At 70.0% G+C, this 21,465-nt stretch carries 24 protein-coding genes; 16 read left to right on the top strand and 8 right to left on the bottom strand.

Annotation, left to right across the window (positions count from 1 at the left end; genetic code table 11):
- Positions 1–186: 186 nt before the first annotated feature.
- Positions 187–2,076 carry a DNA topoisomerase IV subunit B gene (parE, locus tag AC1PME_RS11905; protein ID WP_254458223.1) on the bottom strand — a complete coding sequence of 630 codons (1,890 nt, stop codon included), beginning with the start codon at positions 2,074–2,076 and terminating at the stop codon, positions 187–189.
- A 165-nt stretch (positions 2,077–2,241) separates the two neighbouring features.
- Here parE and AC1PME_RS11900 point away from each other — a divergent pair, with 165 nt between their 5' ends.
- The 11 genes from AC1PME_RS11900 (at position 2,242) to truD (ending at position 10,336) form a co-directional block, all read left to right on the top strand.
- Positions 2,242–2,496, top strand: a complete 255-nt coding sequence (locus tag AC1PME_RS11900) for a hypothetical protein (protein ID WP_010343426.1) — start codon at positions 2,242–2,244, stop codon at positions 2,494–2,496.
- Between the two features lie 137 nt (positions 2,497–2,633).
- Complete coding sequence (locus AC1PME_RS11895) at positions 2,634–4,298, top strand: CTP synthase (protein WP_307550847.1); 1,665 nt, start codon at positions 2,634–2,636, stop codon at positions 4,296–4,298.
- Positions 4,298–4,573: a hypothetical protein gene (locus AC1PME_RS11890; protein ID WP_481095984.1), complete on the top strand. Its 276-nt coding sequence runs from the start codon at positions 4,298–4,300 to the stop codon at positions 4,571–4,573. The genes AC1PME_RS11895 and AC1PME_RS11890 overlap by 1 nt, the downstream gene beginning before the upstream one ends.
- 4 nt (positions 4,574–4,577) lie before the next feature.
- Positions 4,578–5,408 carry a 3-deoxy-8-phosphooctulonate synthase gene (gene kdsA / locus AC1PME_RS11885; protein WP_307550844.1) on the top strand — a complete coding sequence of 277 codons (831 nt, stop codon included), beginning with the start codon at positions 4,578–4,580 and terminating at the stop codon, positions 5,406–5,408.
- 88 nt (positions 5,409–5,496) lie between these two features.
- The gene (locus tag AC1PME_RS11880; protein ID WP_481095983.1) at positions 5,497–5,835 is read left to right on the top strand and encodes a hypothetical protein; all 339 of its coding nucleotides are present in this window, start codon (positions 5,497–5,499) and stop codon (positions 5,833–5,835) included.
- Between the two features lie 87 nt (positions 5,836–5,922).
- The gene (gene eno, locus AC1PME_RS11875; protein WP_307550840.1) at positions 5,923–7,215 is read left to right on the top strand and encodes a phosphopyruvate hydratase; all 1,293 of its coding nucleotides are present in this window, start codon (positions 5,923–5,925) and stop codon (positions 7,213–7,215) included.
- Positions 7,216–7,218: 3 nt separating this feature from the next.
- Positions 7,219–7,578: a cell division protein FtsB gene (gene ftsB, locus AC1PME_RS11870; RefSeq protein ID WP_254458217.1), complete on the top strand. Its 360-nt coding sequence runs from the start codon at positions 7,219–7,221 to the stop codon at positions 7,576–7,578.
- Positions 7,578–8,276 carry a 2-C-methyl-D-erythritol 4-phosphate cytidylyltransferase gene (gene ispD, locus AC1PME_RS11865; protein ID WP_481095982.1) on the top strand — a complete coding sequence of 233 codons (699 nt, stop codon included), beginning with the start codon at positions 7,578–7,580 and terminating at the stop codon, positions 8,274–8,276. Before ftsB ends, ispD begins: the two co-directional genes overlap by 1 nt.
- On the top strand, positions 8,276–8,746 hold the full coding sequence (locus AC1PME_RS11860) for a hypothetical protein (protein WP_481095981.1): 471 nt from the start codon (positions 8,276–8,278) through the stop codon (positions 8,744–8,746). The genes ispD and AC1PME_RS11860 overlap by 1 nt, the downstream gene beginning before the upstream one ends.
- 40 nt (positions 8,747–8,786) lie before the next feature.
- Positions 8,787–9,290, top strand: a complete 504-nt coding sequence (gene ispF / locus AC1PME_RS11855; RefSeq protein WP_254458215.1) for a 2-C-methyl-D-erythritol 2,4-cyclodiphosphate synthase — start codon at positions 8,787–8,789, stop codon at positions 9,288–9,290.
- Positions 9,291–9,334: 44 nt separating this feature from the next.
- Positions 9,335–10,336 (top strand): tRNA pseudouridine(13) synthase TruD, encoded by a 1,002-nt coding sequence (truD, locus tag AC1PME_RS11850; protein WP_481098105.1) that lies wholly within the window; start codon positions 9,335–9,337, stop codon positions 10,334–10,336.
- A gap of 118 nt (positions 10,337–10,454) precedes the next feature.
- Here the strand turns inward: truD and AC1PME_RS11845 are convergent, their stop codons facing one another.
- The 5 genes from AC1PME_RS11845 to AC1PME_RS11825 form a co-directional block, all read right to left on the bottom strand.
- Complete coding sequence (locus AC1PME_RS11845; RefSeq protein ID WP_481095980.1) at positions 10,455–12,671, bottom strand: TonB-dependent siderophore receptor; 2,217 nt, start codon at positions 12,669–12,671, stop codon at positions 10,455–10,457.
- 288 nt (positions 12,672–12,959) lie between these two features.
- On the bottom strand, positions 12,960–13,934 hold the full coding sequence (locus AC1PME_RS11840; RefSeq protein WP_481095979.1) for a FecR family protein: 975 nt from the start codon (positions 13,932–13,934) through the stop codon (positions 12,960–12,962).
- Entirely contained in the window at positions 13,934–14,482 is a 549-nt protein-coding gene (locus AC1PME_RS11835; RefSeq protein WP_307550829.1) for an RNA polymerase sigma factor, read from the bottom strand. The genes AC1PME_RS11840 and AC1PME_RS11835 overlap by 1 nt, the downstream gene beginning before the upstream one ends.
- A 48-nt stretch (positions 14,483–14,530) precedes the next feature.
- On the bottom strand, positions 14,531–15,610 hold the full coding sequence (locus tag AC1PME_RS11830) for a VirK/YbjX family protein (protein ID WP_481095978.1): 1,080 nt from the start codon (positions 15,608–15,610) through the stop codon (positions 14,531–14,533).
- Between the two features lie 422 nt (positions 15,611–16,032).
- Positions 16,033–16,566: a Smr/MutS family protein gene (locus AC1PME_RS11825; protein ID WP_481095977.1), complete on the bottom strand. Its 534-nt coding sequence runs from the start codon at positions 16,564–16,566 to the stop codon at positions 16,033–16,035.
- A 217-nt stretch (positions 16,567–16,783) separates the two neighbouring features.
- Between AC1PME_RS11825 and surE the strand changes: the two genes are divergently transcribed.
- The 4 genes from surE to AC1PME_RS11805 are packed head-to-tail and all read left to right on the top strand — an operon-like array spanning position 16,784 to position 19,671.
- On the top strand, positions 16,784–17,563 hold the full coding sequence (gene surE / locus AC1PME_RS11820) for a 5'/3'-nucleotidase SurE (protein WP_254458208.1): 780 nt from the start codon (positions 16,784–16,786) through the stop codon (positions 17,561–17,563).
- A complete protein-coding gene (locus AC1PME_RS11815) occupies positions 17,560–18,237 on the top strand; it encodes a protein-L-isoaspartate(D-aspartate) O-methyltransferase (protein ID WP_307550822.1) in 678 nt (225 codons plus the stop codon). Before surE ends, AC1PME_RS11815 begins: the two co-directional genes overlap by 4 nt.
- A gap of 19 nt (positions 18,238–18,256) precedes the next feature.
- The gene (locus AC1PME_RS11810) at positions 18,257–18,871 is read left to right on the top strand and encodes a YqaA family protein (RefSeq protein ID WP_307550820.1); all 615 of its coding nucleotides are present in this window, start codon (positions 18,257–18,259) and stop codon (positions 18,869–18,871) included.
- Positions 18,868–19,671, top strand: a complete 804-nt coding sequence (locus AC1PME_RS11805; RefSeq protein WP_481095976.1) for a peptidoglycan DD-metalloendopeptidase family protein — start codon at positions 18,868–18,870, stop codon at positions 19,669–19,671. The genes AC1PME_RS11810 and AC1PME_RS11805 overlap by 4 nt, the downstream gene beginning before the upstream one ends.
- A 368-nt stretch (positions 19,672–20,039) precedes the next feature.
- Here AC1PME_RS11805 and AC1PME_RS11800 read toward each other — a convergent pair whose 3' ends face one another.
- Complete coding sequence (locus AC1PME_RS11800; RefSeq protein WP_307550818.1) at positions 20,040–20,414, bottom strand: Mth938-like domain-containing protein; 375 nt, start codon at positions 20,412–20,414, stop codon at positions 20,040–20,042.
- A gap of 19 nt (positions 20,415–20,433) precedes the next feature.
- Positions 20,434–20,739 (bottom strand): ribosome assembly RNA-binding protein YhbY, encoded by a 306-nt coding sequence (gene yhbY / locus AC1PME_RS11795; RefSeq protein ID WP_010341321.1) that lies wholly within the window; start codon positions 20,737–20,739, stop codon positions 20,434–20,436.
- A 66-nt stretch (positions 20,740–20,805) separates the two neighbouring features.
- On the opposite strand from yhbY, the gene rlmE reads away from it, so the two are divergent.
- Positions 20,806–21,438, top strand: a complete 633-nt coding sequence (rlmE, locus tag AC1PME_RS11790; RefSeq protein ID WP_254458204.1) for a 23S rRNA (uridine(2552)-2'-O)-methyltransferase RlmE — start codon at positions 20,806–20,808, stop codon at positions 21,436–21,438.
- The last annotated feature ends 27 nt before the right edge of the window (positions 21,439–21,465 follow it).

The raw sequence follows: 21,465 nt of genomic DNA, 5'->3' as shown, positions 1-21,465 counted from the left end.
CCGCTCCTACAGGACGTGTCCCGGCGTTGTTAGAGGTGCCCTGAAGTCGCTCCCGCACGATGCTCTCGGGAGCAGGCGCAACCCGCTAGCGTAAACGCGATACGGTTGTTGCCGAGCGGGCCGGGGAAGCGGCATCGGCATCGCCACGCACGCGCTGACAGGAAGCGTCAGCGCGCGCGTGCCGCCTCAGACCTCCAGCGACGCCAGGTCGCCCTTGGTCTCCAGCCACTGCTTGCGGTCGCCGGCACGCTTCTTGGCCAGCAGCATGTCCATCAGCGAGCGGGTCTGGTCGCCGTCGTCCACGGTCAGCTGCACCAGGCGGCGGGTGTCCGGATGGATGGTGGATTCGCGCAGCTGCTGCGGATTCATCTCGCCCAGGCCCTTGAAGCGGGTGACGCTGACCTGGCCCTTGATCTTCTCGCGCTCGATCTTGTCCAGCAGCGAGCGCTTCTCTTCCTCGTCCAGCGCGTAGAACACCTGCTTGCCCACGTCCACGCGGAACAGCGGCGGCATCGCCACGAACACGTGGCCGGCGCGCACCAGGGAGGGGAAATGGCGCAGGAACAGCGCGGTCAGCAGGGTGGCGATGTGCAGGCCGTCGGAGTCGGCGTCGGCCAGGATCACCACCTTGCCGTAGCGCAGGCCGTCGATCTCCTCCTTGCCCGGGTCGCAGCCGATCGCGATCGCCAGGTTGTGCACTTCCTCCGAGGCCAGCACGCTGCCGGAGGCCACTTCCCAGGTGTTGAGGATCTTGCCGCGCAACGGCAGGATCGCCTGGAAATCCTTGTCGCGGGCCTGCTTGGCGCTGCCGCCGGCCGAGTCGCCTTCGACCAGGAACAGTTCGGTGCGCGAGAGGTCCTGGCTGATGCAGTCGGCCAGCTTGCCCGGCAGCGCCGGGCCCTGGGTGACCTTCTTGCGCACGATCTGCTTCTCGGTCTTCAGCCGCGCACTGGCGCGGTCGATGGCGATCTGCGCGATGCGCGTGCCGGTTTCCACGTTCTGGTTCAGCCATAGGCTGAAGGCGTCGTGCGCGGCGCCCTCGATGAAGCCGGCGGCCTGGCGCGAGGACAGGCGTTCCTTGGTCTGGCCGCTGAACTGCGGGTCGGTCATCTTCAGCGACAGCACGAACGCCACCCGGTCCCACACGTCTTCCGGCGCCAGCTTGACGCCGCGCGGCAGCAGGTTGCGGAAGTCGCAGAACTCGCGCAGCGCGTCGGTGAGGCCGCTGCGCAGGCCGTTGACGTGGGTGCCGTGCTGCGCGGTCGGGATCAGGTTGACGTAGCTCTCCTGCACCAGCTCGCCGTCCACCACCCAGGCCACCGCCCAGTCGACGATCTCGCGGTCTTTCTTCAGGCTGCCGACGAACAGCTCGGCCGGCAGCAGCTCGCGTTCGGCCAGTTCGCCGCGCAGGTAGTCGCGCAGGCCGTCCTCGAAGTACCAGGTGTCCTGCTCGCCGGTGGCCTCGTCGTGCAGCTTGACGGTCAGGCCCGGGCACAGCACCGCCTTGGCGCGCAGCAGGTGGCGCAGCGCGCGCACCGCGAACTTCGGCGTGTCGAAATACTTCGGGTCCGGCCAGAAGCGCAGGCGCGTGCCGGTGTTCTTCTTGCCGACGCTGCCGACGATCTCCAGCTTGGAGGCGGCGTGGCCATCGGCGAAGGCCATGCGGTACTCGTTGCCCTCGCGCTTGATGAACAGCTCCACGTGCTTGGACAGCGCATTGACCACGCTGACGCCGACGCCGTGCAGGCCGCCGCTGAAGGTGTAGTTGCGGTCGCTGAACTTGCCGCCGGCGTGCAGCCGGGTCAGGATCAGTTCGACGCCGGAGATCTTCTCTTCCGGGTGGATGTCCACCGGCATGCCGCGGCCGTCGTCCGACACCTCGCAGCTGCCGTCCTTGTACAGCGTCACCTCGATGTGCCGGGCATGGCCGGCCAGCGCCTCGTCCACGGCGTTGTCGATGACTTCCTGCGCCAGGTGGTTTGGCCGAGCGGTGTCGGTGTACATGCCGGGCCGGCGCTTGACCGGGTCCAGGCCAGAGAGAACTTCGATGTCGGCGGCGTTGTAGCGGGTATTCATGCGTCTCAGCAGGTGGCGCGAAGCAGATCCGGAAGTGTGCGGTCTGCGGCGCTTTTTTGCACGTCGCCGGTGTTCAGGGCGGGTGCGGTGGCGCCGCGCTACGCTGGCCCTGGAAAAACCGCGACGTCGCCCACATCTTCGTCGCACGTCTCAAAGGAGTCCGCCATGAACGTTCGCAAGCTGTTGACCCTGGCCGCCCTGGTCGCCGCCGCGGTGGCCGTGCCGGTCGCGATGGCCCAGGCGCAGAGCGCCGATCCGGCCGCCTCCGGCGCCGCCGCCTACGAGGCGCAGGTCGCCAAGGAAAAGGCCGAGGCCGACGCCAAGGCCAAGCGCCGCGCCGCCGCGGCCGCCGAGCACAAGGCCGGCAAGGATGCGGCCGCGCCGAAGAAGGAAGAGGAAGAGGAAGCGCGCAAGCCCTGAGCCTGCGCACGCTTTCCGGCACACGACGCCCCGGTCGCCCGGGGCGTCGCTTTTTTGTGGGGCGGCTGTTGCGCGAAAGCGCTTGGGCAAATCCGCTTCACCCGTTAAACTATGGCTTTCCGGGAGGCCTTTGAGCCATGACCCCCCTGATCTTCGTTACCGGCGGCGTAGTGTCCTCGCTTGGCAAGGGCATCGCGGCCGCTTCGCTTGCGTCCATTCTCGAAGCACGTGGCCTGTCGGTCACGATGATGAAGCTGGACCCCTACATCAACGTCGACCCGGGCACGATGAGCCCGTTCCAGCACGGCGAGGTGTACGTCACCGACGACGGCGCCGAGACCGACCTGGACCTGGGCCACTACGAGCGCTTCGTGCGCACGCGGCTGTCGCGCAAGAATTCGGTCACCACCGGGCGCATCTACGAGAACGTGATCCGCAAGGAGCGCCGCGGCGACTACCTCGGCGCCACCGTGCAGGTCATTCCGCACATCACCGACGAGATCCGCCGCTGCGTGGACGAGGCCACCGCCGGCTTCGACGTGGCCCTGGTGGAGATCGGCGGCACCGTCGGCGACATCGAATCGCTGCCGTTCCTGGAGGCGATCCGCCAGGTGCGCACCGAGCGCGGCGCCGAGAAGGCCATGTTCATGCACCTGACCCTGGTGCCGTACATCGCCGCGGCCGGCGAGCTGAAGACCAAGCCGACCCAGCATTCGGTCAAGGAACTGCGTTCGATCGGCATCCAGCCGGACGTGCTGCTGTGCCGTTCGGAACAGGCGATCCCGGATTCGGAGCGGCGCAAGATCGCGCTGTTCACCAACGTCTCCGAGCGCGCGGTGATCAGTGCCGCCGACATCGACGTGCTCTACGGCATGCCGCTGGAGTTGCACCGGCAGGGCCTGGACGAGATCGTCATCGACCAGTTCAAACTGCGCGACAAGGTCGGCGCGGCCAACCTGTCGGAGTGGGAGGCGGTGGTCGACGCGATCAAGCATCCGCTCGACGAGGTCACCATCGCCGTGGTCGGCAAGTACGTGGACCACCAGGACGCGTACAAGTCGGTCGGCGAGGCGCTCAAGCACGGCGGCCTGCGCCAGCGCACCAAGGTCAACCTGAAGTGGCTGGAAGCGCAGGACCTGGAAGGCAGCGACATGGCGGCGCTGGCCGACGTGGACGGCATCCTGGTCCCGGGCGGTTTCGGCGACCGCGGCTTCGAAGGCAAGGTGCTGACCTCGCGCTACGCGCGCCAGCACGGGGTGCCGTACTTCGGCATCTGCTACGGCATGCAGGCGGCGGTGGTCGACTACGCGCGGCACGTCGCCGGGCTGGACGCGGCCAACAGCACCGAGAACGACCGGCAGTCGCCGTACCCGGTGATCGGCCTGATCACCGAGTGGCGCACCGCCAGCGGCGATGTCGAGAAGCGCGACGAGAAGTCCGATCTCGGCGGCACCATGCGCCTGGGCCTGCAGGAACAGCGGCTCAAGCCGGGCACGCTGGCGCGCGAGCTGTACGGCAAGGACGTGGTGGCCGAGCGCCATCGCCACCGCTACGAGTTCAACAACCGCTACCGCACCCAGCTCGAGGACGCCGGCCTGGTGATCGCCGCCAAGTCGATGGACGACACCCTGGTGGAGATGGTGGAGCTGCCGCGCGAGACGCATCCGTGGTTCCTGGCCTGCCAGGCGCACCCGGAATTCCTGTCCACGCCGCGCGACGGCCATCCGTTGTTCATCGGCTTCGTGCGCGCTGCGCGCGAGAAGAAGGCCGGCGGCAAGCTGCTGAAGGAAGCGCGGGCGTAATGCCCGCGCCGACAACGTGGCTCAGCGCTGCCTGCGAGCGCTTGCTCGTGCTGGGGCTGTTGCTGGTGGCGCTGGCCGCGGCGGCGTTCTGGCTCGCAGTGCTGGTGCGGTATGTGCCGTTGGGCGGTGTGTTGGCGCGGCCCGGGCTCGGCGACGGCTATTACATCGTCGTGACCGTGGTCGCCGCCCGTCGCGCCGCGTCCGTACTTTTTCTCACTGGCACGCCGCTTCTGCTGCTTGGCGGCCTGGTGCATTTGCTCAAACATAGGAATTGACGACATGAAGCTCTGTGGATTCGAGGTCGGCCTTGACCAGCCGTTGTTCCTGATCGCCGGCCCGTGCGTGATCGAGTCGATGCAGCTGCAGCTCGACGTCGCCGGCAGGCTCAAGGAGATCACCGGCCGGCTGGGCATCAACTTCATCTTCAAGTCCAGCTTCGACAAGGCCAACCGCACCTCCGGCACCAGTTTCCGCGGCCCCGGCCTGGAAGAGGGGCTGAAGGTGCTGGAAGCGGTGAAGACGCAGATCGGCGTGCCGGTGCTGACCGACGTGCACGAGTACACGCCGATGCACGAGGTGGCGGCGGTGGTGGACGTGCTGCAGACCCCGGCGTTCCTGGTGCGGCAGACCGATTTCATCAAGAACGTGTGCGCGGCCGGCAAGCCGGTCAACATCAAGAAGGGTCAGTTCCTGTCGCCGTGGGACATGAAGCCGGTGGTGGAGAAGGCCAAGTCCACCGGCAACGAGCAGATCATGGTCTGCGAGCGCGGCGCCAGCTTCGGCTACAACAACCTGGTCAGCGACATGCGCTCGCTGAGCGTGATGCGCGAGACCGGATGCCCGGTGGTGTTCGACGCCACACATTCGGTGCAGTTGCCGGGCGGGCAGGGCAGCAGTTCCGGCGGCCAGCGCGAGTTCGTGCCGGTGCTGGCGCGCGCGGCGGTGGCCGTGGGCGTGGCCGGTGTGTTCGCCGAGACCCATCCGGATCCGTCCAAGGCGCTGTCCGACGGCCCCAACGCGTGGCCATTGGACCAGATGGAAGCGCTGCTGGAAACGCTGATGGAACTGGACGCGGTGACCAAGAAGCACGGCTTCTCGCGCTTCGCGTGAGGCCTGCGCTACCGTTGCGGGCTGCGCGCTGCGCCTGGCTGGATGCGCCATCCTGCCGGGTGCCCGCGCCCGCGTCGGGATGACCGCGATGACCGCGCGTGGCCGGTGCTCCTGGGGGCTGTGCGCGCTGCTGCTGTCGCTGCTGGCCTGGGCGGCGTTGGGCGTGGTGCTGTTCGCCTTCACCCGCGCGATCGGCGCGCCCGGCGACGGCGACCACGGCATTCTGGCCATGCAGCCCTGGATCGTCGGCGGCCTGCTGGTGCTGGCGGTTGCCGGGCTGGGGACATTGATCGCTGCCGCGCTGGGCTGGGCGCTGCGGCGCGGCCGGGTCCTGGCCGGCATCGCCGCCGGCCTGCTGCTGGCGATGCTGGCCTTGATCTTGCTGTTCCTCGGCGGGATCCCGCTGGGCGCGGTGGGCCTCGGCTGAGGCGGCATTTGGCAAGGAACGGGCGGCCGGGGATAATCAGCCGGCATTCGTTTCCGCCCCCTCTTCCTACAGGTAACCGGCCCGCCCATGAGTACGATCCGCAGCATCCACGCCCGTGAAATCCTCGACAGCCGCGGCAATCCCACGCTGGAAGCCGATGTCATCCTGGAGGACGGTTCGTTCGGTCGTGCCGCGGTGCCCTCGGGCGCGTCCACCGGCACCAAGGAAGCGGTCGAACTGCGCGACGGCGACAAGACCCGCTACCTGGGCAAGGGCGTGCGCAAGGCGGTGGAGAACGTCAACACCACCATCGCCGGCGCGCTGCAGGGCTTCGACGCCGCCGACCAGCAGGGCCTGGACCGCCGCCTGATCGATCTGGACGGCACCGAGAACAAGGGCCGCCTCGGCGCCAACGCGCTGCTCGGCGTCTCGCTGGCCAATGCGCATGCCGTCGCCGCCTCGCGCAAGCAGCCGCTGTGGCAGTCGCTGGCCGCGGGCAATACCGCCAACCTGGCGCTGCCGGTGCCGATGATGAACATCATCAACGGCGGCGCGCACGCCGACAACAACGTCGATTTCCAGGAGTTCATGGTGCTGCCGGTCGGCGCCGCCTCGTTCTCCGAGGCGCTGCGCGCCGGCACCGAGATCTTCCATGCGCTGAAGTCCGTGCTCAAGGGCCACGGCCTGTCCACCGCGGTCGGCGACGAGGGCGGCTTCGCCCCGGACTTCCGCAGCAACGTGGAAGCGCTGGACACCATCCTGGAAGCGATCGGCAAGGCCGGCTACACCGCCGGCGAAGACGTGCTGCTGGGCCTGGACGTGGCCTCCAGCGAGTTCTACGACAACGGCAAGTACCATCTGGTGGGCGAGGGCAAGCGCCTGACCAGCGAGCAGTTCGTCGACTTCCTCGCCGACTGGGCCGCGCAGTACCCGATCGTCAGCATCGAGGACGGCCTGGCCGAGGACGACTGGGCCGGCTGGAAGCTGCTCACCGACCGCATCGGCAGCAAGGTGCAGCTGGTCGGCGACGACCTGTTCGTGACCAATCCGAAGATCTTCAAGCAGGGCATCGAGTCCGGCACCGCCAACGCGATCCTGATCAAGGTCAACCAGATCGGCACCCTGACCGAGACCCTGGAAGCCATCGCCATGGCCGACAAGGCCGGCTACGCGGCCATCGTCTCGCACCGTTCCGGCGAGACCGAGGACACCACCATCGCCGACATCGCCGTGGCCACCACCGCCACCCAGATCAAGACCGGCTCGCTGTGCCGCAGCGATCGCGTGGCCAAGTACAACCAGCTGCTGCGCATCGAGGAGGCGCTGGGCAGCGCCGCCCGCTACGCCGGGCGCAGCGCCTTCGTTTCGCTCAAGCGATAAGCCGTGCGCAACTGGCGCTGGCTGCTGCTGGTGCTGGCGGGACTGCTGGCGTGGCTGCAGTACCGTTTCTGGCTCGGTCCGGGGAATTCCGGCGAAGTGCTGGTGCTCGAAAGCCAGGTCGAGCACCAGAAGCGCGACAACGAAGGACTGCAGCAACGCAACGCCGCGCTCGCCGCCGAGGTCAAGGACCTCAAGGACGGCGAGGCGGCGATCGAGGAACGCGCACGCAGCGAGCTGGGCATGATCAAACCGGGCGAGAAGTTCTACCGCGTGGTCGAGAACGCGCCGGTGTCGACGCCGGCCGGCACGGCGGCGGGCGCGCAGCCGGCGCCTGTTGCGCCGGCGCCGGGCGAACAGCCCTGATGGCCACGGTCTGGGCCGTGGTCCCGGCGGCTGGCCGCGGCACCCGTTTCGGCGGCGCTACCCCCAAGCAGTATCTGCAGGCGGGCGGGCGCCCCTTGCTGGCGCATGCGCTGGAAGCGCTGCTGGCGCATCCGGCCGTGGCCGGGGCGATGGTCGCGCTGGGCGCCGACGATGCGCAGTGGCCGGGCTGGACCGAACTGGCCGGCAAGCCGGTGCTGACCTGCCTGGGCGCCGGCAGCCGCGCCGGCTCGGTGCTGGCCGCACTGCACGCCTTGCCCGAGTCGGTGAAGGCGGACGATTTCGTGCTGGTGCACGATGCGGCGCGCCCGAACCTGGCGTTGGCCGACCTGGACCGGCTGCTGGAAGCGGGGCGCGGCGATCCGGTCGGCGCGATCCTGGCCGCGCCGCTGCGCGACACGCTCAAGCGCGCCGGCGACGACGGCGGCATCGACGGCACCGAACCGCGCGCGCGCCTGTGGCGCGCGCTGACCCCGCAGCTGTTCCGGCGCATGCAACTGAGCCGCGCGCTGGAGCAGGCCGCCGCGGCCGGCGTGGAAGTCACTGACGACGCCATGGCGATGGAGTTGCTGGGGCTGCGGCCGCTGCTGGTGGAAGGCGCCGAAGACAATTTCAAGGTGACCACGCCGGCCGACCTGGCGCGTTTCGAGTTCGAACTGTCCCAGCGACGGAGCGGCTGATGCGGTTCGAGGATGCCGTGGCGTTCGCCTGGCTGCAGCAGGCCAGCGGCGAGGCGATCGTGGTCGATGGCGAGGACATCGGCCACGAGGCCCACGCCAACCTGTGGGCGTTCTCGCCGTCCGCGGAGCAATCCGCAGGCATCGACGTCGCGAGCGTGGCACGGTTCGTGGAGGCGGTCGCCGACGATCGGCAGGCCACGCTGCGTGCGCAAGCGGCGCCGGCGATGACGTTCTACTGCTGGCACGACGGGCAGGCGCGGCAATTGCGCTTCAGCCTGGTGTCCTCGGCGCATGGCCGCTTGCCGTTCCGCGTGCCCATCCGGCAGACGCCGTTGCCGGCGCTGGTCGAGCGCATCGTCCAGGCCGACTGGCGCAACCCGCGGTGGGGCGCAGCGGACGTGGAAGAAGACGCGATGCCGGCTTCCGAGGCCTTGCCGGTCTACATGCGCACGCTGCACCCCGGCGTCTGACCGTCAGGCGGCCTCGACGCTTTTCACGAACAGGATTCCCATGTCACACAGTGCTTCTGCTCCTCCCTCCTTCCGCATCGGCCAGGGTTACGACGTCCACGCCTTCGGCGAGGGCGACCACATCATGCTCGGCGGCGTGCGCGTGGCGCACGAGCGCGGCGTGCTCGCCCACAGCGACGGCGACGTGGTGATCCACGCGCTGTGCGACGCCTTGCTCGGCGCCTTGGCGCTGGGCGACATCGGCCAGCATTTCCCGCCGTCCGATCCGCGCTGGAAGGGGGCCGACAGCGCGCAGTTCCTCGATCACTGCGTGGGCCTGCTGCACGCGCGCGGCTGGCGCCTGGGCAATGCCGACGTCACCGTGATCTGCGAGCGGCCCAAGGTCGGCCCGCAGGCGCAGGCGATGCGCGAACGCCTGGCGGCGCTGCTGCAGGTCGAGCTGGACTGCGTCAGCGTCAAGGCCACCACCAGCGAAAAGCTCGGCTTCACCGGCCGTGGTGAGGGCATCGCGGCGCAGGCGGTGGCCCTGCTGGTGGCGCTGTGAGCGAGCTGCCGCGCGCGTTCGGCGCCGCGCCGCTGCAGGCGCGCATGCGCAGCACCGCCGAGGATTTCCAGGTGGACGAACTGCCCGCGTTCGCGCCCAGCGGCGAGGGCGAGCACCTGCTGCTGAGCGTGCGTAAGCGCGGCATGAATACCGCCTTCGTCGCGCGTCGCCTGGCGCAGTGGGCCGGGGTCGCGGAACTGGCGATCGGCTATGCCGGCATGAAGGACCGCCACGCGGTCACCACCCAGCGCTTCTCGGTGCATCTGCCCAAGCGCGTGGCGCCGGCGCTGGAGAGCCTGCAGGACGCGGACCTGCAGGTGCTGGAGGCGCACTGGCACAACCGCAAGCTGCCGCGCGGCGCGCTGGCCGGCAACGGCTTCGTGCTGGTGTTGCGCGAGGTGCGTGGCGAGCGCACGGCGATCGAGGCGCGGCTGGCGCAGATCGCCGCGCGCGGGATTCCCAACTGGTTCGGCGAGCAGCGCTTCGGCCGCGACGGCGGCAACGTCGGCGCCGCGCTGGCGATGTTCGGCGGCCGCCGGGTGCGGCGCGAGCAGCGCTCGCTGCTGCTGTCGGCGGCCCGGTCGGAACTGTTCAACCGGGTGTTGGCCGCACGCGTGGCCGCCGGCAACTGGGACGGCGCGCTGGACGGCGAGGTGTGGATGCTCGATGGCAGCCGCAGCGTGTTCGGTCCGGAACCCTGGTCGGAGGCGCTGGCCGAGCGCCTGCAGCGCTTCGACATCCATCCGTCCGCGCCGCTGTGGGGCGCCGGCGAGCTGCGCAGCACCGAGGCGGCGCGTGCGCTGGAACTGGCGGCGCTGGACGAGGCGGTCGCGCTGCGCCTGCGCGAAGGCGTGGAGCGCGAGGGCCTGAAACAGGAGCGGCGCGCGACCCGCCTGCGCGTGGCGGACCTGCAGTGGCGCTGGCTGGACGGGCAGGGCGATGCGCTGGAACTGCGGTTCGCGCTGCCGCCGGGCAGCTACGCCACGGCGCTGTTGCACGAACTCGGCCAGGTCGAAGAGGCGCCGCAGGCGTCCACCGAGGCTTGAGCGTCGCGCGGCGGGCGGGTCTGCACGCGGCCGCTGGCGAGGCTGGCGCCAGGCCATGGCATGCGAGCGATTCGCCGAGTGGGAGAGGCAACGCCTGGCGCGTCGGCCGCGACGCGCGCTAGAACCGGTAGGTGCCGGTCAGCAGCAGGTTGCGGCCATCGGGCAGCGGCACGAAGGTCTCGTCGAACTCGTCGGCATACAGCCGGCGGTTGAAGACATTGCGCATGCCCACGGTCACGTCCCAGGCATCGGTGCGGTAGGACACGTTCGCATCGACGCTCGCTTGCCCGGGGATCCTGATGTATCCCCCGCCCAGGCGCCGGCCGAGGGTGTGGTCGCGCGCCAGGATGCCGCCCGCCACGCCCCAGCCGCTCCAGCGGCTGTCCTGGAACTGGTAGCTGCCCCACAGGGTGAAGCGCGTGCGCGGCACGCCGGTGGTCGGCATGCCGTCGCGGCGGCCGATGCGCGCCAGCGCCAGGCTGCTGCTCAGCTCCAGGCCCGGGGCGGGCGCGCCGACGAAATCGAGGTCCAGCCCATGGTTGCTCTGGCTGTCGATCGGCCTGGCGAAGTACGACGGATGCGCCAGCACCAGATCGAAACTGCGGTCGACGGTGATCACGTAGTACGCGACGGTGAGCCGGGCACGGTGTTCGAACAGATCGACCTTCGCACCGGCCTCCACCTGTCGCGACAGCGCGGGCGGCAGCGGCCGGCCGTTCCTGCCGAGCACGGTGCTCGGCGCGAAGCCGTTCATGCTGCTGGCGTACAGCGACGCCTCCGGACTCAGCTTGTAGACCACGCCGACATTGGGCACCCAGCGGCGCCTGCGCAGCTGGCGCAGCTTGCCCTTGGCGTCGTAGTTGGAAATTTCGTAGGCCGAGCGGCGCAGCGCCAACAACACGTCCCAGTGCTCGCCGATGCTGATCTGGTCCTGCAGCAGGATGCCGCTGCGGCTCGACCAGGGGCTGCCGGGGTAATGCAGGATCCCGCGCCGCGAATGCGGCCAGTTCACCGGTCCCAGTCGCTCGTCGCCGAAGACGTCGTAGTGGCGGCGGTGCATCCGGATGAAGTAGTCGCTGCTGCCCAGGCGCGCGCGCGTGTAATCCAGGCCCAGGGTCACGGTCTGCGTCAGCGCTCCGTCGCCGAACGTGCCGACCAGGTCGTTCTGGACGGTGTAGTACGCCGTCGTGTTGCGGTAGGCCTCGGCATAGGCCCGCACGACGCCCTTCGGCGAAGGCGACAACATGCCCCAGTTGCGCGCCTCGATCGCCTGGGTCACATACTGGCCGCGGCTGCGCAGTTGCCAGCGGTCGCTGAGCCGCTGATCGAACAGGTAGTAGGCGCGCTGGGTGCGGTAGGCGGTGTGGTCCTGCCGATTGCCGAGGCGCAAGCTCCTGGGCGTCATCGCCGACACGCGGTTGCGCAGCAGCAGCGCGTGGTCGGCGGCCGGCTGGCGATCGGTCACGCGCTGCACGCCGAGCACCAGGCGGTTGTCGTCGCCCTGCCAGGCGATGGACGGCGCCAGGTAGGCGGCGTTGCGCGGGCCGTAGCCCTGCGCCGTGGCATCGGCATGCTGGCCGGAGACGATGAGGCGATAACGCAGCGGCGTGGCGCCGATCGGCCCGGTGGCGTCGAGCCCGGCCTGCACGTCGCCGCGTTCGCCGAGGGCATAGCGCAGCGCGCGCTGTGGCGTGCGCTGCGGCTGCTTGGTGACGACGTTGATCAGTCCACTCATGTCGCCGCCGTTGCTGTCGCCGAGGATCGACTCCGGGCCCTTGAGCACCTCGACCCGTTCCACGCCGATCATCGGCGGATAGCCGCCGAGCCCGACGAAGCTGTTCGGCATCCCGTCGGTCATGCCGTTGCCGGTGTAGATGCCGCGGATCTTGAACAACGGCGCGCGCAACGGGTTTTCGATGTGCTGCACGCTGGCCACGTTGCGCAGGGCGTCGGCGACGGTGCGGGCCTGTTGCGACGCCATCAGGTGCGGGGCGACGACGTTGACCGACTGCGGCACGGCGATGGCGTCGGCGGCATAGCGCAGCGCGTCGCTGGCATAGGCGGGCACGTCGCCCATGGTGCGCTCGGTCAGCGCCGCGACGTCGATCTGTTCCAGCAGCTTGGGCGGGGTGCCGGCGCTGTGGCCATCCGGGGCATCGGCCGGTACCGCCTCGGTGGCGGCCGGCGTGACCGCCACCGTGTTCGCGTCGAGCAGGCGATAGGCCAGGCCACTGGACTGCAGCAGGCGCTGCAGCGCCGTTTCCGGCGCGAGCACGCCTTGCACCCCGTCGCTGTGCAGCCCGGCCAGCGTCGGGCTGGCGGTGACGACCTGCACGTTGGCCTGCTTGGCATACGCGATCAGCGCCGTGGACAGCGGCTGCGGCGGGATCGAGAAGGCGATCTGCCGTGCGTCGGACGCGAGGGCGGTGGCGAGGGCAGGGTTCCCGGGTACGACTTGCAGCGCCAGGCTGCTACAGATGATCAGTCGCCTCAGCCCACGCACTGCACTTCGCCCCCCAGCGGAAGCGCAAATTATGCCATGCGCGACAGCGCCGACGGCGTGCCTCTGGGCCAGGCGATCGCCGCCGGCCGCCCAGGGCGGCCGGGGCGGGGACGGCATCGCCTAGCGGCGGCTCAGCACGATCTCGTCCTTGCCCTGGCGCACCTGCAGCGGGAACACCTGCGGCAAGGCCGCGGTCCACTGCGCCGTCGCTTCGGTGTCCACGCTGCCGGTGAACCTCAGTCGCGCCAGGTCCGGGTCGGCCAGGCGCAGCGGACGGTCGCTGTAGCGGTTGACCCTGGCGATCACCGTGTCCAGCGGCGTGTCGACGAACTCCAGCCGATGATCGCGCCAGGCCGTGGCCTGCTCCACGCTGATCTTGCTGACCTGCAGCGTCGGCCGGGCCGGATCGTAGGTCACGCGCTGGCCGGCCACCGCTTCCAGCCCGCCGCTGCCGTCGGCCGGTACCTGGCCGGCGCCGTAGATGCGGACCCGGCCTTCGGTGACCGCGACTTCCACGCGTTCGCCGTCGCGGCTGACATCGAAGGCGGTGCCCACGTCCAGGATCGACACGCCGCCGGCATCGACCACGAACGGACGCCCGGGGTGATGCGCCACTTCGAAGAAGGCCTCGCCGGCGATCAGGTCCACGTGGCGCTGCGCGGCGCTGAACCGCGTGCTCAGCCGCGAGGCGCCGCCGAGCGCGATCTTCGAGCCGTCCGCCAGCACGATGTCCTGGTGGCGGCGGATCGCGCTGCCGTAGACCTGGGTGACCGGTGGCGCATGCAACTGCCGCCACGCCAGGGCGCCGCCGAGCGCCAGCACGCCGATGCAGGCCGCCACCTGCAACGGCCGCCAGCGCGAGCGTGAGCGCGGCGGCGCGAAGGTGCGCACGAGTTCGTCGCGGGCGGCGGCATCGAGCGCACGCAGGTCGCCGCCGAGCGCGTTGATCCGTTCGAACGCCTGCAGATGCCGCGGGTCGGCCGCGGTCCAGTCCAGCCAGCGCGCGACGGTGTCCTCGCTGCTGTCGGGTTCGCGCAGCAGGGTCCACCAGCGCGCGGCGTCGTCGAGGATGTGCTTGTCGATGCCGCTGTCCATTACGGGATCTCCGCTTCGTCGAAGCGTTTGCGGCAATGCGCGAGCGCGTTGGCCACATGGTAGCGGACCATCCGTTCGCTCACGTTCATCGCCTTGGCGATCATGCCGAAGTCCTTGCCTTCGATCACGTGCAGCACGAAGGCGCGGCTGGTCTTGGCGGGAAGTTCCTTCAGTGCCCGGGTCAGCTGGCGCAGTTGTTCGCTGGCCGTGGCGTGCCGCTCCGGAATCGGCGACAGCGGCAGATCCTGCTCCGGCAGGTCCACCGCCGCGTTTTCGCGGACCTTGCGCATGCGCAGCCGGTCCACCGCCAGGTTCGAGGCCACATGGAACAGGTAGGCCCGCGGCGACGCCAGCGCGTCTTGACGCTCAAGGGTCACGATGCGCATGTATGCCTCCTGTGCCACGTCCTGCGCGTCCGCCATCGAGCCGAGCTTGCAGTGCAGGAAGGCGAGCAGGGCATGGTGATGTTCCTTGAACAACGCGGCGACGTGCTGCGCATGCGCCTGTTCCGGCGACGGCGCGCCCTCGGTGTGCTCGGCCCGGCTCACGAATGCTGATGCTCCTGGAGGGAAGCGGCCGCGGCAGTATAGCCAGGCTCACTGGTCGCCACGCGGCGCGGCGGCGCAGGCCGCCGGCAGCGCGGCGGCCAGCAAGCCCTCGGCGTGCGTCCGCAATGCCTCGCGGCGGCGAAACGCCGCGCGATGCTGGCTGGGCACATCGGCCACGGTCTTGCGCGCCGGGGTCAGCGGCAACGCGAACCAGCCGTCGGCGATGGGCGTACCGCCTTGCTCGATCCAGAACGCGTCGTAGTCGGCCAGGAACACGTCTCGCTTGCGCTGCAGCGGATGCGCAGAATTGCAGACGGCGCGGATCGCCTGCGCGCCGATGCGCTCGGCGAAGGTGCAGGCCAGGGACAGCATCAGTTGCTTGGGCCGCAGCCCGTGCATCTGCTTGGTCAGCGCGCGCACCACGTCCCGGGCGTCGGCGCCGTTGGGCCCCTGCAGGCAACCGATCAGCACCGTCGGATGGGCGGCGTCGCCGGTCACGGTCAGCACCAGGCGATACAGCTGGCGTCCCGCCGCGTCGCTGAGCTGCAACCAGAGCTCGCCTTCGCAGCTCATCGGCGCCGGCGGCAGCAGCGACAGCGTCAGTGCGCTGCCGTCGTGCAGCGGCAGCGTCCCCAGGTCCGCCTGGCCTTGCCGGTAGATGGCGTCGAACAGCGCGTGCGGCAGGCGATCGAGCAGGAACCGGTAGTGTTGCCGCAGATGGCGCAGGCGCGCCGAACGGTTCCAGCGGGTGTTGACGAAGCGGTGCAGGTGGCGCTCGAGCAGGCGCGGATCGCGCGCCGCATAACCGTGCATGCGCGGCTCGCGCTGCAGTTCTTCCAGAAAGCGGCGGTGCGCGGCCGGTACGGACAGCGCGCGCACCAGGTACTTGCCCGCCTTGATCACGCGCTGCCAGCGATTGCCGTGCCAGTCCGTGCGCCCCTTGAACGAAGCCAGGAACAGTGCCGGCCACTGCGCGGGCGTCGTGGAGCCGGCGACCCGCGACGGCGCCGGTAGCGGCCGCCGTGGCCGGGCGGTGTGCGCCGGCGCTGCCTCGAAGTTCGCGGCGCTCGCGGAAACATCCACGATATCAGTGGGTTGCAGAAGGAATTCGGTGGTTGCGTCGGTCACTTTCGGCTCGCAGAGGGGCGGTACTCTCTGACAAGACGTTTCAGCGGGCGAAAATTGAAATGCGATCGTGCATTTCCAGCACGGGGCGCGCGACGGTGGTCCGGTCGGGTGGGATGTGGTCGAGCTGGAGGCTGCCGCGCCGGGGACGAAGGCGTCTCGGCTGCCGCTTTTGCGGCGACCGACAGGGACGGCTTCAGGGCACCTCCCACTCACGAGGAGACGAAATGTCCTGTAGGAGCGGCTTCAGCCGCGACCGGCCCTCCCGGTAACGCCCCGTCGCGGCTGAAGCCGCTCCTACATCCGTCCCGCGCGAGCCGATGAGCACAGCACTGACGGCGTGCGCAGCCAGCGATGGCGCACCCGAACCGGAGCACAGGCGCCACGCCCGGCCCGAGCGTGACCGGCGTCGCGCGCAGTGCCGCTCAGCGTCGCGCCAGCAGCACCAGCATCGCGCCGGTGCCGCCCTGCGCGGGCGGCGCCGAATGGAACGCCAGCACATCGTTGCGCTGGCGCAGTGCGCGGTCCACCAGGTTCTTCAGCAGCGGCACGCCGCCCGATTGCAGGCCCTTGCCGTGCACGATGCGCACGCAGCCGAACTCGTGCGCATGCGCCTCGGCCAGGAACTGGCGCAGCAGCGCCTCGGCCTGGGCGGCGGTGGCGCCGTGCAGGTCCAGTTCGTCCTGGGCCGAGAACTGGCCCTTGCGCAGGCGCTGGAACAGCCGCGCCGGCAGATGCTCGCGGCGGTAGCTGGCCACATCGCCGGCTTCCAGCGGCGCGCGCTCGCGCAGCAATTGCTGGAACTCGCCCTGCGCCTCGGCCTCGTCGCGCTCGGCCATGCGCGCACGCGGCTTGGGGCGCGGTTTGGGGTTGGCCGGCGGCGTCGCGTTGAGCGGGGCCACCTTGCCGATCGCCGCGCGGAACAGCGCGGCGGGGTCTTCGTCGTCGGAATGCGCCATGCGCACAGCTTAGAGCGTGCTGCGCGGTTTGAGGTGACCGTGGCGTCGCCGGCAGTGCCGGGGCACGGCGTCGCCGGCGCGGAACGGTCGCGCTGTATTCCTCGGGCGCGCAGCGCATCTGGCGCGCGGTGCGACGGTGGTCGCCGCGATCGCCGGCGCGCTGTCAGCGACCTGGCAGGGCGCATCCGGTATCATGCACCGGTTTTCGAGGAGCACCATGCGCGTATTAGTGAGCAACGACGACGGCGTCGACGCCCCCGGCATCCGCATGCTGGCCGAGCAGTTGCGCGGCGCCGGCCACGAAGTGACGGTGGTCGCACCCGACCGCGACCGGTCCGGCGCCAGCAATTCGCTGACCCTGGATCTGCCGATCCGGCTCAAGCGCATCGATCAGCACACCTGCAGCGTCGCCGGCACCCCGACCGACTGCGTGCACCTGGCGCTCACCGGCATGCTGGAGTTCGATCCGGACATCGTGGTCTCCGGCATCAACAATTCCGCCAATCTCGGCGACGACGTGATCTATTCCGGCACCGTCTCGGCGGCCATGGAAGGCCGCTTCCTCGGCCTGCCCGCAGTGGCCGTGTCGCTGGTCTCGCACAACCACGACCCCCGGCATTTCCAGACCGCCGCGCGCGCGGCGGTGGAGATCGTGGCACGGCTCAAGGCCGATCCGCTGCCCGCCGACACCATCCTCAACGTCAACGTGCCCGACCTGCCGTGGCAGGAGATCAAGGGCTTCGAGGTCACCCGGCTCGGCAACCGCCACCGTTCCGAACCATGCCTGCCGCAGACCGACCCGCGCGGCGCCACCGTGTACTGGATCGGCCCGGCCGGGCGCGAGCAGGACGCCGGTCCCGGCACCGACTTCCATGCGGTGCGCACCGGCTTCATCTCGATCACCCCGATCCAGGTCGATCTGACCCGCTACCAGGCGTTGGAAAAGGTCGCCAGCTGGGTCGGCGGCCTGACCGAAGCGCTGGGCCGCCCGGCATGACCCCGCGGTTGCGTCTGCAGCCGGAAGCGATCGGCATCGGCATGACCTCCCAACGCGTGCGCGACCGCCTGGTCGAGCGCCTGCGCGAGGCCGGCATCCGCGACGAGAGCGTGCTCAACGCCGTGCGTACCGTGCCGCGGCATCTGTTCATCGACGAGGCGCTGGCCTCGCGCGCCTACGAGGACACGGCGCTGCCGATCGGCCACGGCCAGACCATCTCCCAGCCCTGGGTGGTGGCGCGCATGACCGAGACGGTGCTGGAGGCGACGCCGAAGAAGGTGCTGGAAGTCGGCACCGGCTCCGGCTACCAGGCGGCGATCCTGGCCGCGCTGGGCCTGGAAGTGCACACCGTCGAGCGCATCGGCGACCTGCTGCGGCAGGCGCGCAAGCGCTTCCGCCAGCTCGGCATGAACGTGCGCAGCAAGCACGACGACGGCCGCATCGGCTGGCCCGAGCACGGCCCCTTCGATGCCATCGTGGTCACCGCCGCGGCGCCGGCGCTGGTCGATGCGCTGGTCGAGCAGTTGGCCCCCGGCGGCTGCCTGGTGGCCCCGGTCGGCGGCCCGTCCGCGCAATCGCTGATCCGCCTGCGCCGTGCTGCCGACGGCCAGATCGAACAAGACGTCCTGGCGCCGGTGACCTTCGTCCCGTTGCTGTCGGGCATGCTGGATTGACCTCCCGGAGCCACACTGGATGAAGATTTTTGGGCCGTTGTACGAACGTGCCATCGCCTGGTCGCGGCATCGCCGCGCGCCCGCGCTGCTGACCGGTCTCAGTTTCGCCGAGGCCATCGTGTTCCCGGTGCCGCCGGAAGTGATGCTGGCGCCGATGTCGCTGGCGCAGCCGCGGCGCGCGCTGTGGTTCGCCACGCTGAGCCTGCTCGGCTCGATCGCCGGCGCCGTGATCGGTTACCTGCTCGGCCATTTCGCCTTCGCCGCGGTGCAGCCGCTGATCGAATGGCTGGGCTGGACGCAGAAGATCGACGCGCAGGTCAACTATCTGCGCGAGGTCATCGCCGAGTCGCCGTGGCGTGCGTTCTGGTTGCTGGTGCTGGCCGGCTTCACGCCGATCCCGCTGAAGATATTCACCTGGGCCTCAGGCATCGTTGGAGTGCCGCTGCTACCGTTCCTGGCGAGCATGCTGGTCGGGCGCGGCAAGCGCGTGTACCTGGTGGCCGGAGCGATCCGCCTCGGCGGGCCGCGCGCCGAAGCGGCGTTGCGCCGCTGGATCGAGCCGCTCGGCTGGGTCGCCTCGGCGATCCTGGCGCTGCTGGTGGTGTGGGTCATATGGAGAGCGAAGGTCGGATGAGCGTCGATCGGGTGGTGCGGAACGGCCTGCGTGGCGGCCTGGGTGTGCTGGTGGCGTTGGCGCTCGGCGCCTGCAGCAGCGCCACGGTGGTCCGCACGCCTGGCGGCGCGCCCGTGCGCGGCAGCGCAGCGGCCTCGGCACCGCGGGTCTCCGTGCCCAAGCCCGGGGTCAGCGCCACCGTGCGCCGCGGCGACACGCTGTACGCGATCGCCCGCGCCAACAACATCACCCCGCAGGACCTGGCGGGCTGGAACGGCCTGCAGCCGCCGTACACGATCTATCCCGGGCAGTCGCTGCGGCTGTACCCGCCCGGCGGCGGCAGGGGCGCCGCACGTCCCGGCACCGCCACCGCGGTGGTACCGCCGGCCGCCGGCAGCGGCGCGGCGGCACGGCCGCCGGCGGCCGCTGCGCCGGCGCCGGTCAGCAGCGGCTTCTCCTGGCGTTGGCCGGCCGATGGCGTGGTGGTCAGCCGCTTCGTCAGCGGCGAAACCACCAAGCAGGGCGTGGACATCGCCGGCAACAACGGCGAAGCGGTGCGCGCCGCCGCCGATGGCGTGGTGGTCTATTCCGGCGCCGGCCTGGTCGGTTATGGCGAACTGATCATCGTCAAGCACAACGAACAGTGGCTGTCGGCCTACGGCCACAACCGCAAGCGTCTGGTCAACGAGGGCCAGAACGTCAAGGCTGGCCAGCAGATCGCCGAGATGGGCCACAGCGGCGCGGCCCGCGACATGCTGCACTTCGAGATCCGCTACAACGGCAAGCCGGTCGACCCATTGCTGTACCTGCCGCCGAAGTAACCGGCCGCAGCAGCGTATCGGCTGTCCGCCTTTGCCTTCGCAAGAGGAGGACGGTCATGCGAGCGTGATCGCACGCGCGCGTTCGACGGTCCGTTGAACTGCCTCGCCGCTGACGGCCGGCAGGCTAGGGAGAGCCGATCTCACACGGGGCGCCACCGGGCACGCACTCCTCTGTGGGAGGGGCTTCAGCCCCGACGCGCGGCGCTCGACTCGCGCGGCAGACCTCGCGCAGCAATCTGCGGAAGGCCAAAAAACTCAGGCGGCTTCTCCGCCGTGATCGCATTGTGCCCGCCGCGCGAATAGGCGGTGGTTGAGGCCGCTGGGGCCAACAGCCAGGGCGGTCGCGGCGCCCGGCGACGACGCCGGACTCAGTCTTCGAGCAGGAACCCGACCGCCACGCGCCGGCCTTCGGCGGCCAGCACGTTGTAGGTGCGCGCGGCGGCGGCATTGTTCATCACCTCGATGCCGATGCCGCGGGTCAGGAACAGCGCCATCACCGCCGCCGCGGGAAACACCTGGCGTTCGCCGGTGCCGAGGATCACCAGCGCCGGGTTGAGTTCCAGCAGCGGCTGCAGATGCAGCGGCTGCAGTTCGCCGGCCAGCGGCGCCTGCCAGTCCTCGACCAGGGTGTCCGGCGCGAGGATGAAGCTGCGGGTCAGCACGCGGTCGTTCACCTTGGCCTGGCGGCCGTCGGCCATGCGCAGGGCGTAGGCGTAGTCGGGCAGGTCCTGGGTCAGTTGCATGGGGGCACCGGAGGCGCGCTCAGGCGCGCGGCAGCACGATCTGCCGGTCTTCCTTGGCCGGGCGATACAGGATCGCGGTATGGCCGATCCGCTGCACCAGCACGCTGTGCGACTGTTCCACCAGGCTGCCGATGGCGGCGTCGCGGGCCTCGCGGTCGTCGCCGCCGACCTTCACCTTGACCAGCTCGTGGCGCTCCAGCACCTCGTCCAGTTCGGCCAGGAAGGCCGGGGTGACGCCCTTGCTGCCGATCTGCAACAGGGGTTTGAGGTCGTGGGCCAGGCCGCGCAGGAAGCGGTTCTGGGCCGAGGTCAGGCTGATCGACATGCAGGCGGGAGCAGGGTTGGCAAGGGCGATCAGGGTATCATGGCCGCCCCTCCCGACCGTGCGTCCATGGCCACCCGCAGCAAAAGCAGCCAACGCTGGCTCCGTGAACATTTCGCCGATCCCTTCGTGAAGAAGGCCCAGGCCGAAGGCATGCGCTCGCGCGCGGCCTACAAGCTGGAGGAGCTGCTGCAGCGCGACCGGCTGCTCAAGCCGGACATGGTCGTGGTCGACCTCGGCGCCGCGCCGGGCGGCTGGTCGCAGCAGGTGCGCAAGTCGATGGGCGACCGCGGCCGGGTGCTGGCCCTGGACATCCTGGAGATGCCGCCGCTGGCCGGCGTCGAGTTCCTTCACGGTGACTTCAGGGAGGACGCGGTGCTATCGCAGTTCGAGGCCATGCTGGGCGACACCCCGGTGGACCTTGTGCTGTCGGATATGGCCCCCAATAAGAGCGGAATGGATGCGGTCGACCAGCCGCGGATGATGCATCTGGCGGAACTGGCGATGGCGTTCGCCGACAGCCACCTGAAGCCGAATGGCGCGTTCCTGATCAAGCTGTTCCAGGGCGTGGGGTTCGACGACTACATCCGCGACATGCGCCGCCGCTATGAGAAGGTGACCATTCGCAAGCCGGCCGCGTCGCGCAAGCGCTCGCCGGAGGTCTACGCCCTCGGACAGGGCAAGCGCACCCAGATCAAGTAAGCTGAACGCAAGGCTGAACCCGCAATG

This window comes from Xanthomonas sp. NCPPB 901, from assembly GCF_056725085.1.
Note: the sequence above shows the minus strand (reverse complement) of the source record. Positions and strands in the feature narration are given on the sequence as shown.

Coding starts and splice junctions, on each gene's coding strand:
- parE (WP_254458223.1), bottom strand. CDS start 2,076: ATGAATACCCGCTACAACGCCGCCGACATCGAAGTTCTCTCTGGCCTG.
- AC1PME_RS11815 (WP_307550822.1), top strand. CDS start 17,560: ATGACCCCGCGGTTGCGTCTGCAGCCGGAAGCGATCGGCATCGGCATG.
- rlmE (WP_254458204.1), top strand. CDS start 20,806: ATGGCCACCCGCAGCAAAAGCAGCCAACGCTGGCTCCGTGAACATTTC.
- AC1PME_RS11860 (WP_481095981.1), top strand. CDS start 8,276: ATGCGGTTCGAGGATGCCGTGGCGTTCGCCTGGCTGCAGCAGGCCAGC.
- AC1PME_RS11880 (WP_481095983.1), top strand. CDS start 5,497: ATGACCGCGCGTGGCCGGTGCTCCTGGGGGCTGTGCGCGCTGCTGCTG.
- surE (WP_254458208.1), top strand. CDS start 16,784: ATGCGCGTATTAGTGAGCAACGACGACGGCGTCGACGCCCCCGGCATC.
- AC1PME_RS11890 (WP_481095984.1), top strand. CDS start 4,298: ATGCCCGCGCCGACAACGTGGCTCAGCGCTGCCTGCGAGCGCTTGCTC.
- AC1PME_RS11900 (WP_010343426.1), top strand. CDS start 2,242: ATGAACGTTCGCAAGCTGTTGACCCTGGCCGCCCTGGTCGCCGCCGCG.
- truD (WP_481098105.1), top strand. CDS start 9,335: ATGCGCAGCACCGCCGAGGATTTCCAGGTGGACGAACTGCCCGCGTTC.
- AC1PME_RS11810 (WP_307550820.1), top strand. CDS start 18,257: ATGAAGATTTTTGGGCCGTTGTACGAACGTGCCATCGCCTGGTCGCGG.
- kdsA (WP_307550844.1), top strand. CDS start 4,578: ATGAAGCTCTGTGGATTCGAGGTCGGCCTTGACCAGCCGTTGTTCCTG.
- AC1PME_RS11800 (WP_307550818.1), bottom strand. CDS start 20,414: ATGCAACTGACCCAGGACCTGCCCGACTACGCCTACGCCCTGCGCATG.
- AC1PME_RS11840 (WP_481095979.1), bottom strand. CDS start 13,934: ATGGACAGCGGCATCGACAAGCACATCCTCGACGACGCCGCGCGCTGG.
- ispD (WP_481095982.1), top strand. CDS start 7,578: ATGGCCACGGTCTGGGCCGTGGTCCCGGCGGCTGGCCGCGGCACCCGT.
- AC1PME_RS11805 (WP_481095976.1), top strand. CDS start 18,868: ATGAGCGTCGATCGGGTGGTGCGGAACGGCCTGCGTGGCGGCCTGGGT.
- eno (WP_307550840.1), top strand. CDS start 5,923: ATGAGTACGATCCGCAGCATCCACGCCCGTGAAATCCTCGACAGCCGC.
- AC1PME_RS11825 (WP_481095977.1), bottom strand. CDS start 16,566: ATGGCGCATTCCGACGACGAAGACCCCGCCGCGCTGTTCCGCGCGGCG.
- ispF (WP_254458215.1), top strand. CDS start 8,787: ATGTCACACAGTGCTTCTGCTCCTCCCTCCTTCCGCATCGGCCAGGGT.
- yhbY (WP_010341321.1), bottom strand. CDS start 20,739: ATGTCGATCAGCCTGACCTCGGCCCAGAACCGCTTCCTGCGCGGCCTG.
- AC1PME_RS11895 (WP_307550847.1), top strand. CDS start 2,634: ATGACCCCCCTGATCTTCGTTACCGGCGGCGTAGTGTCCTCGCTTGGC.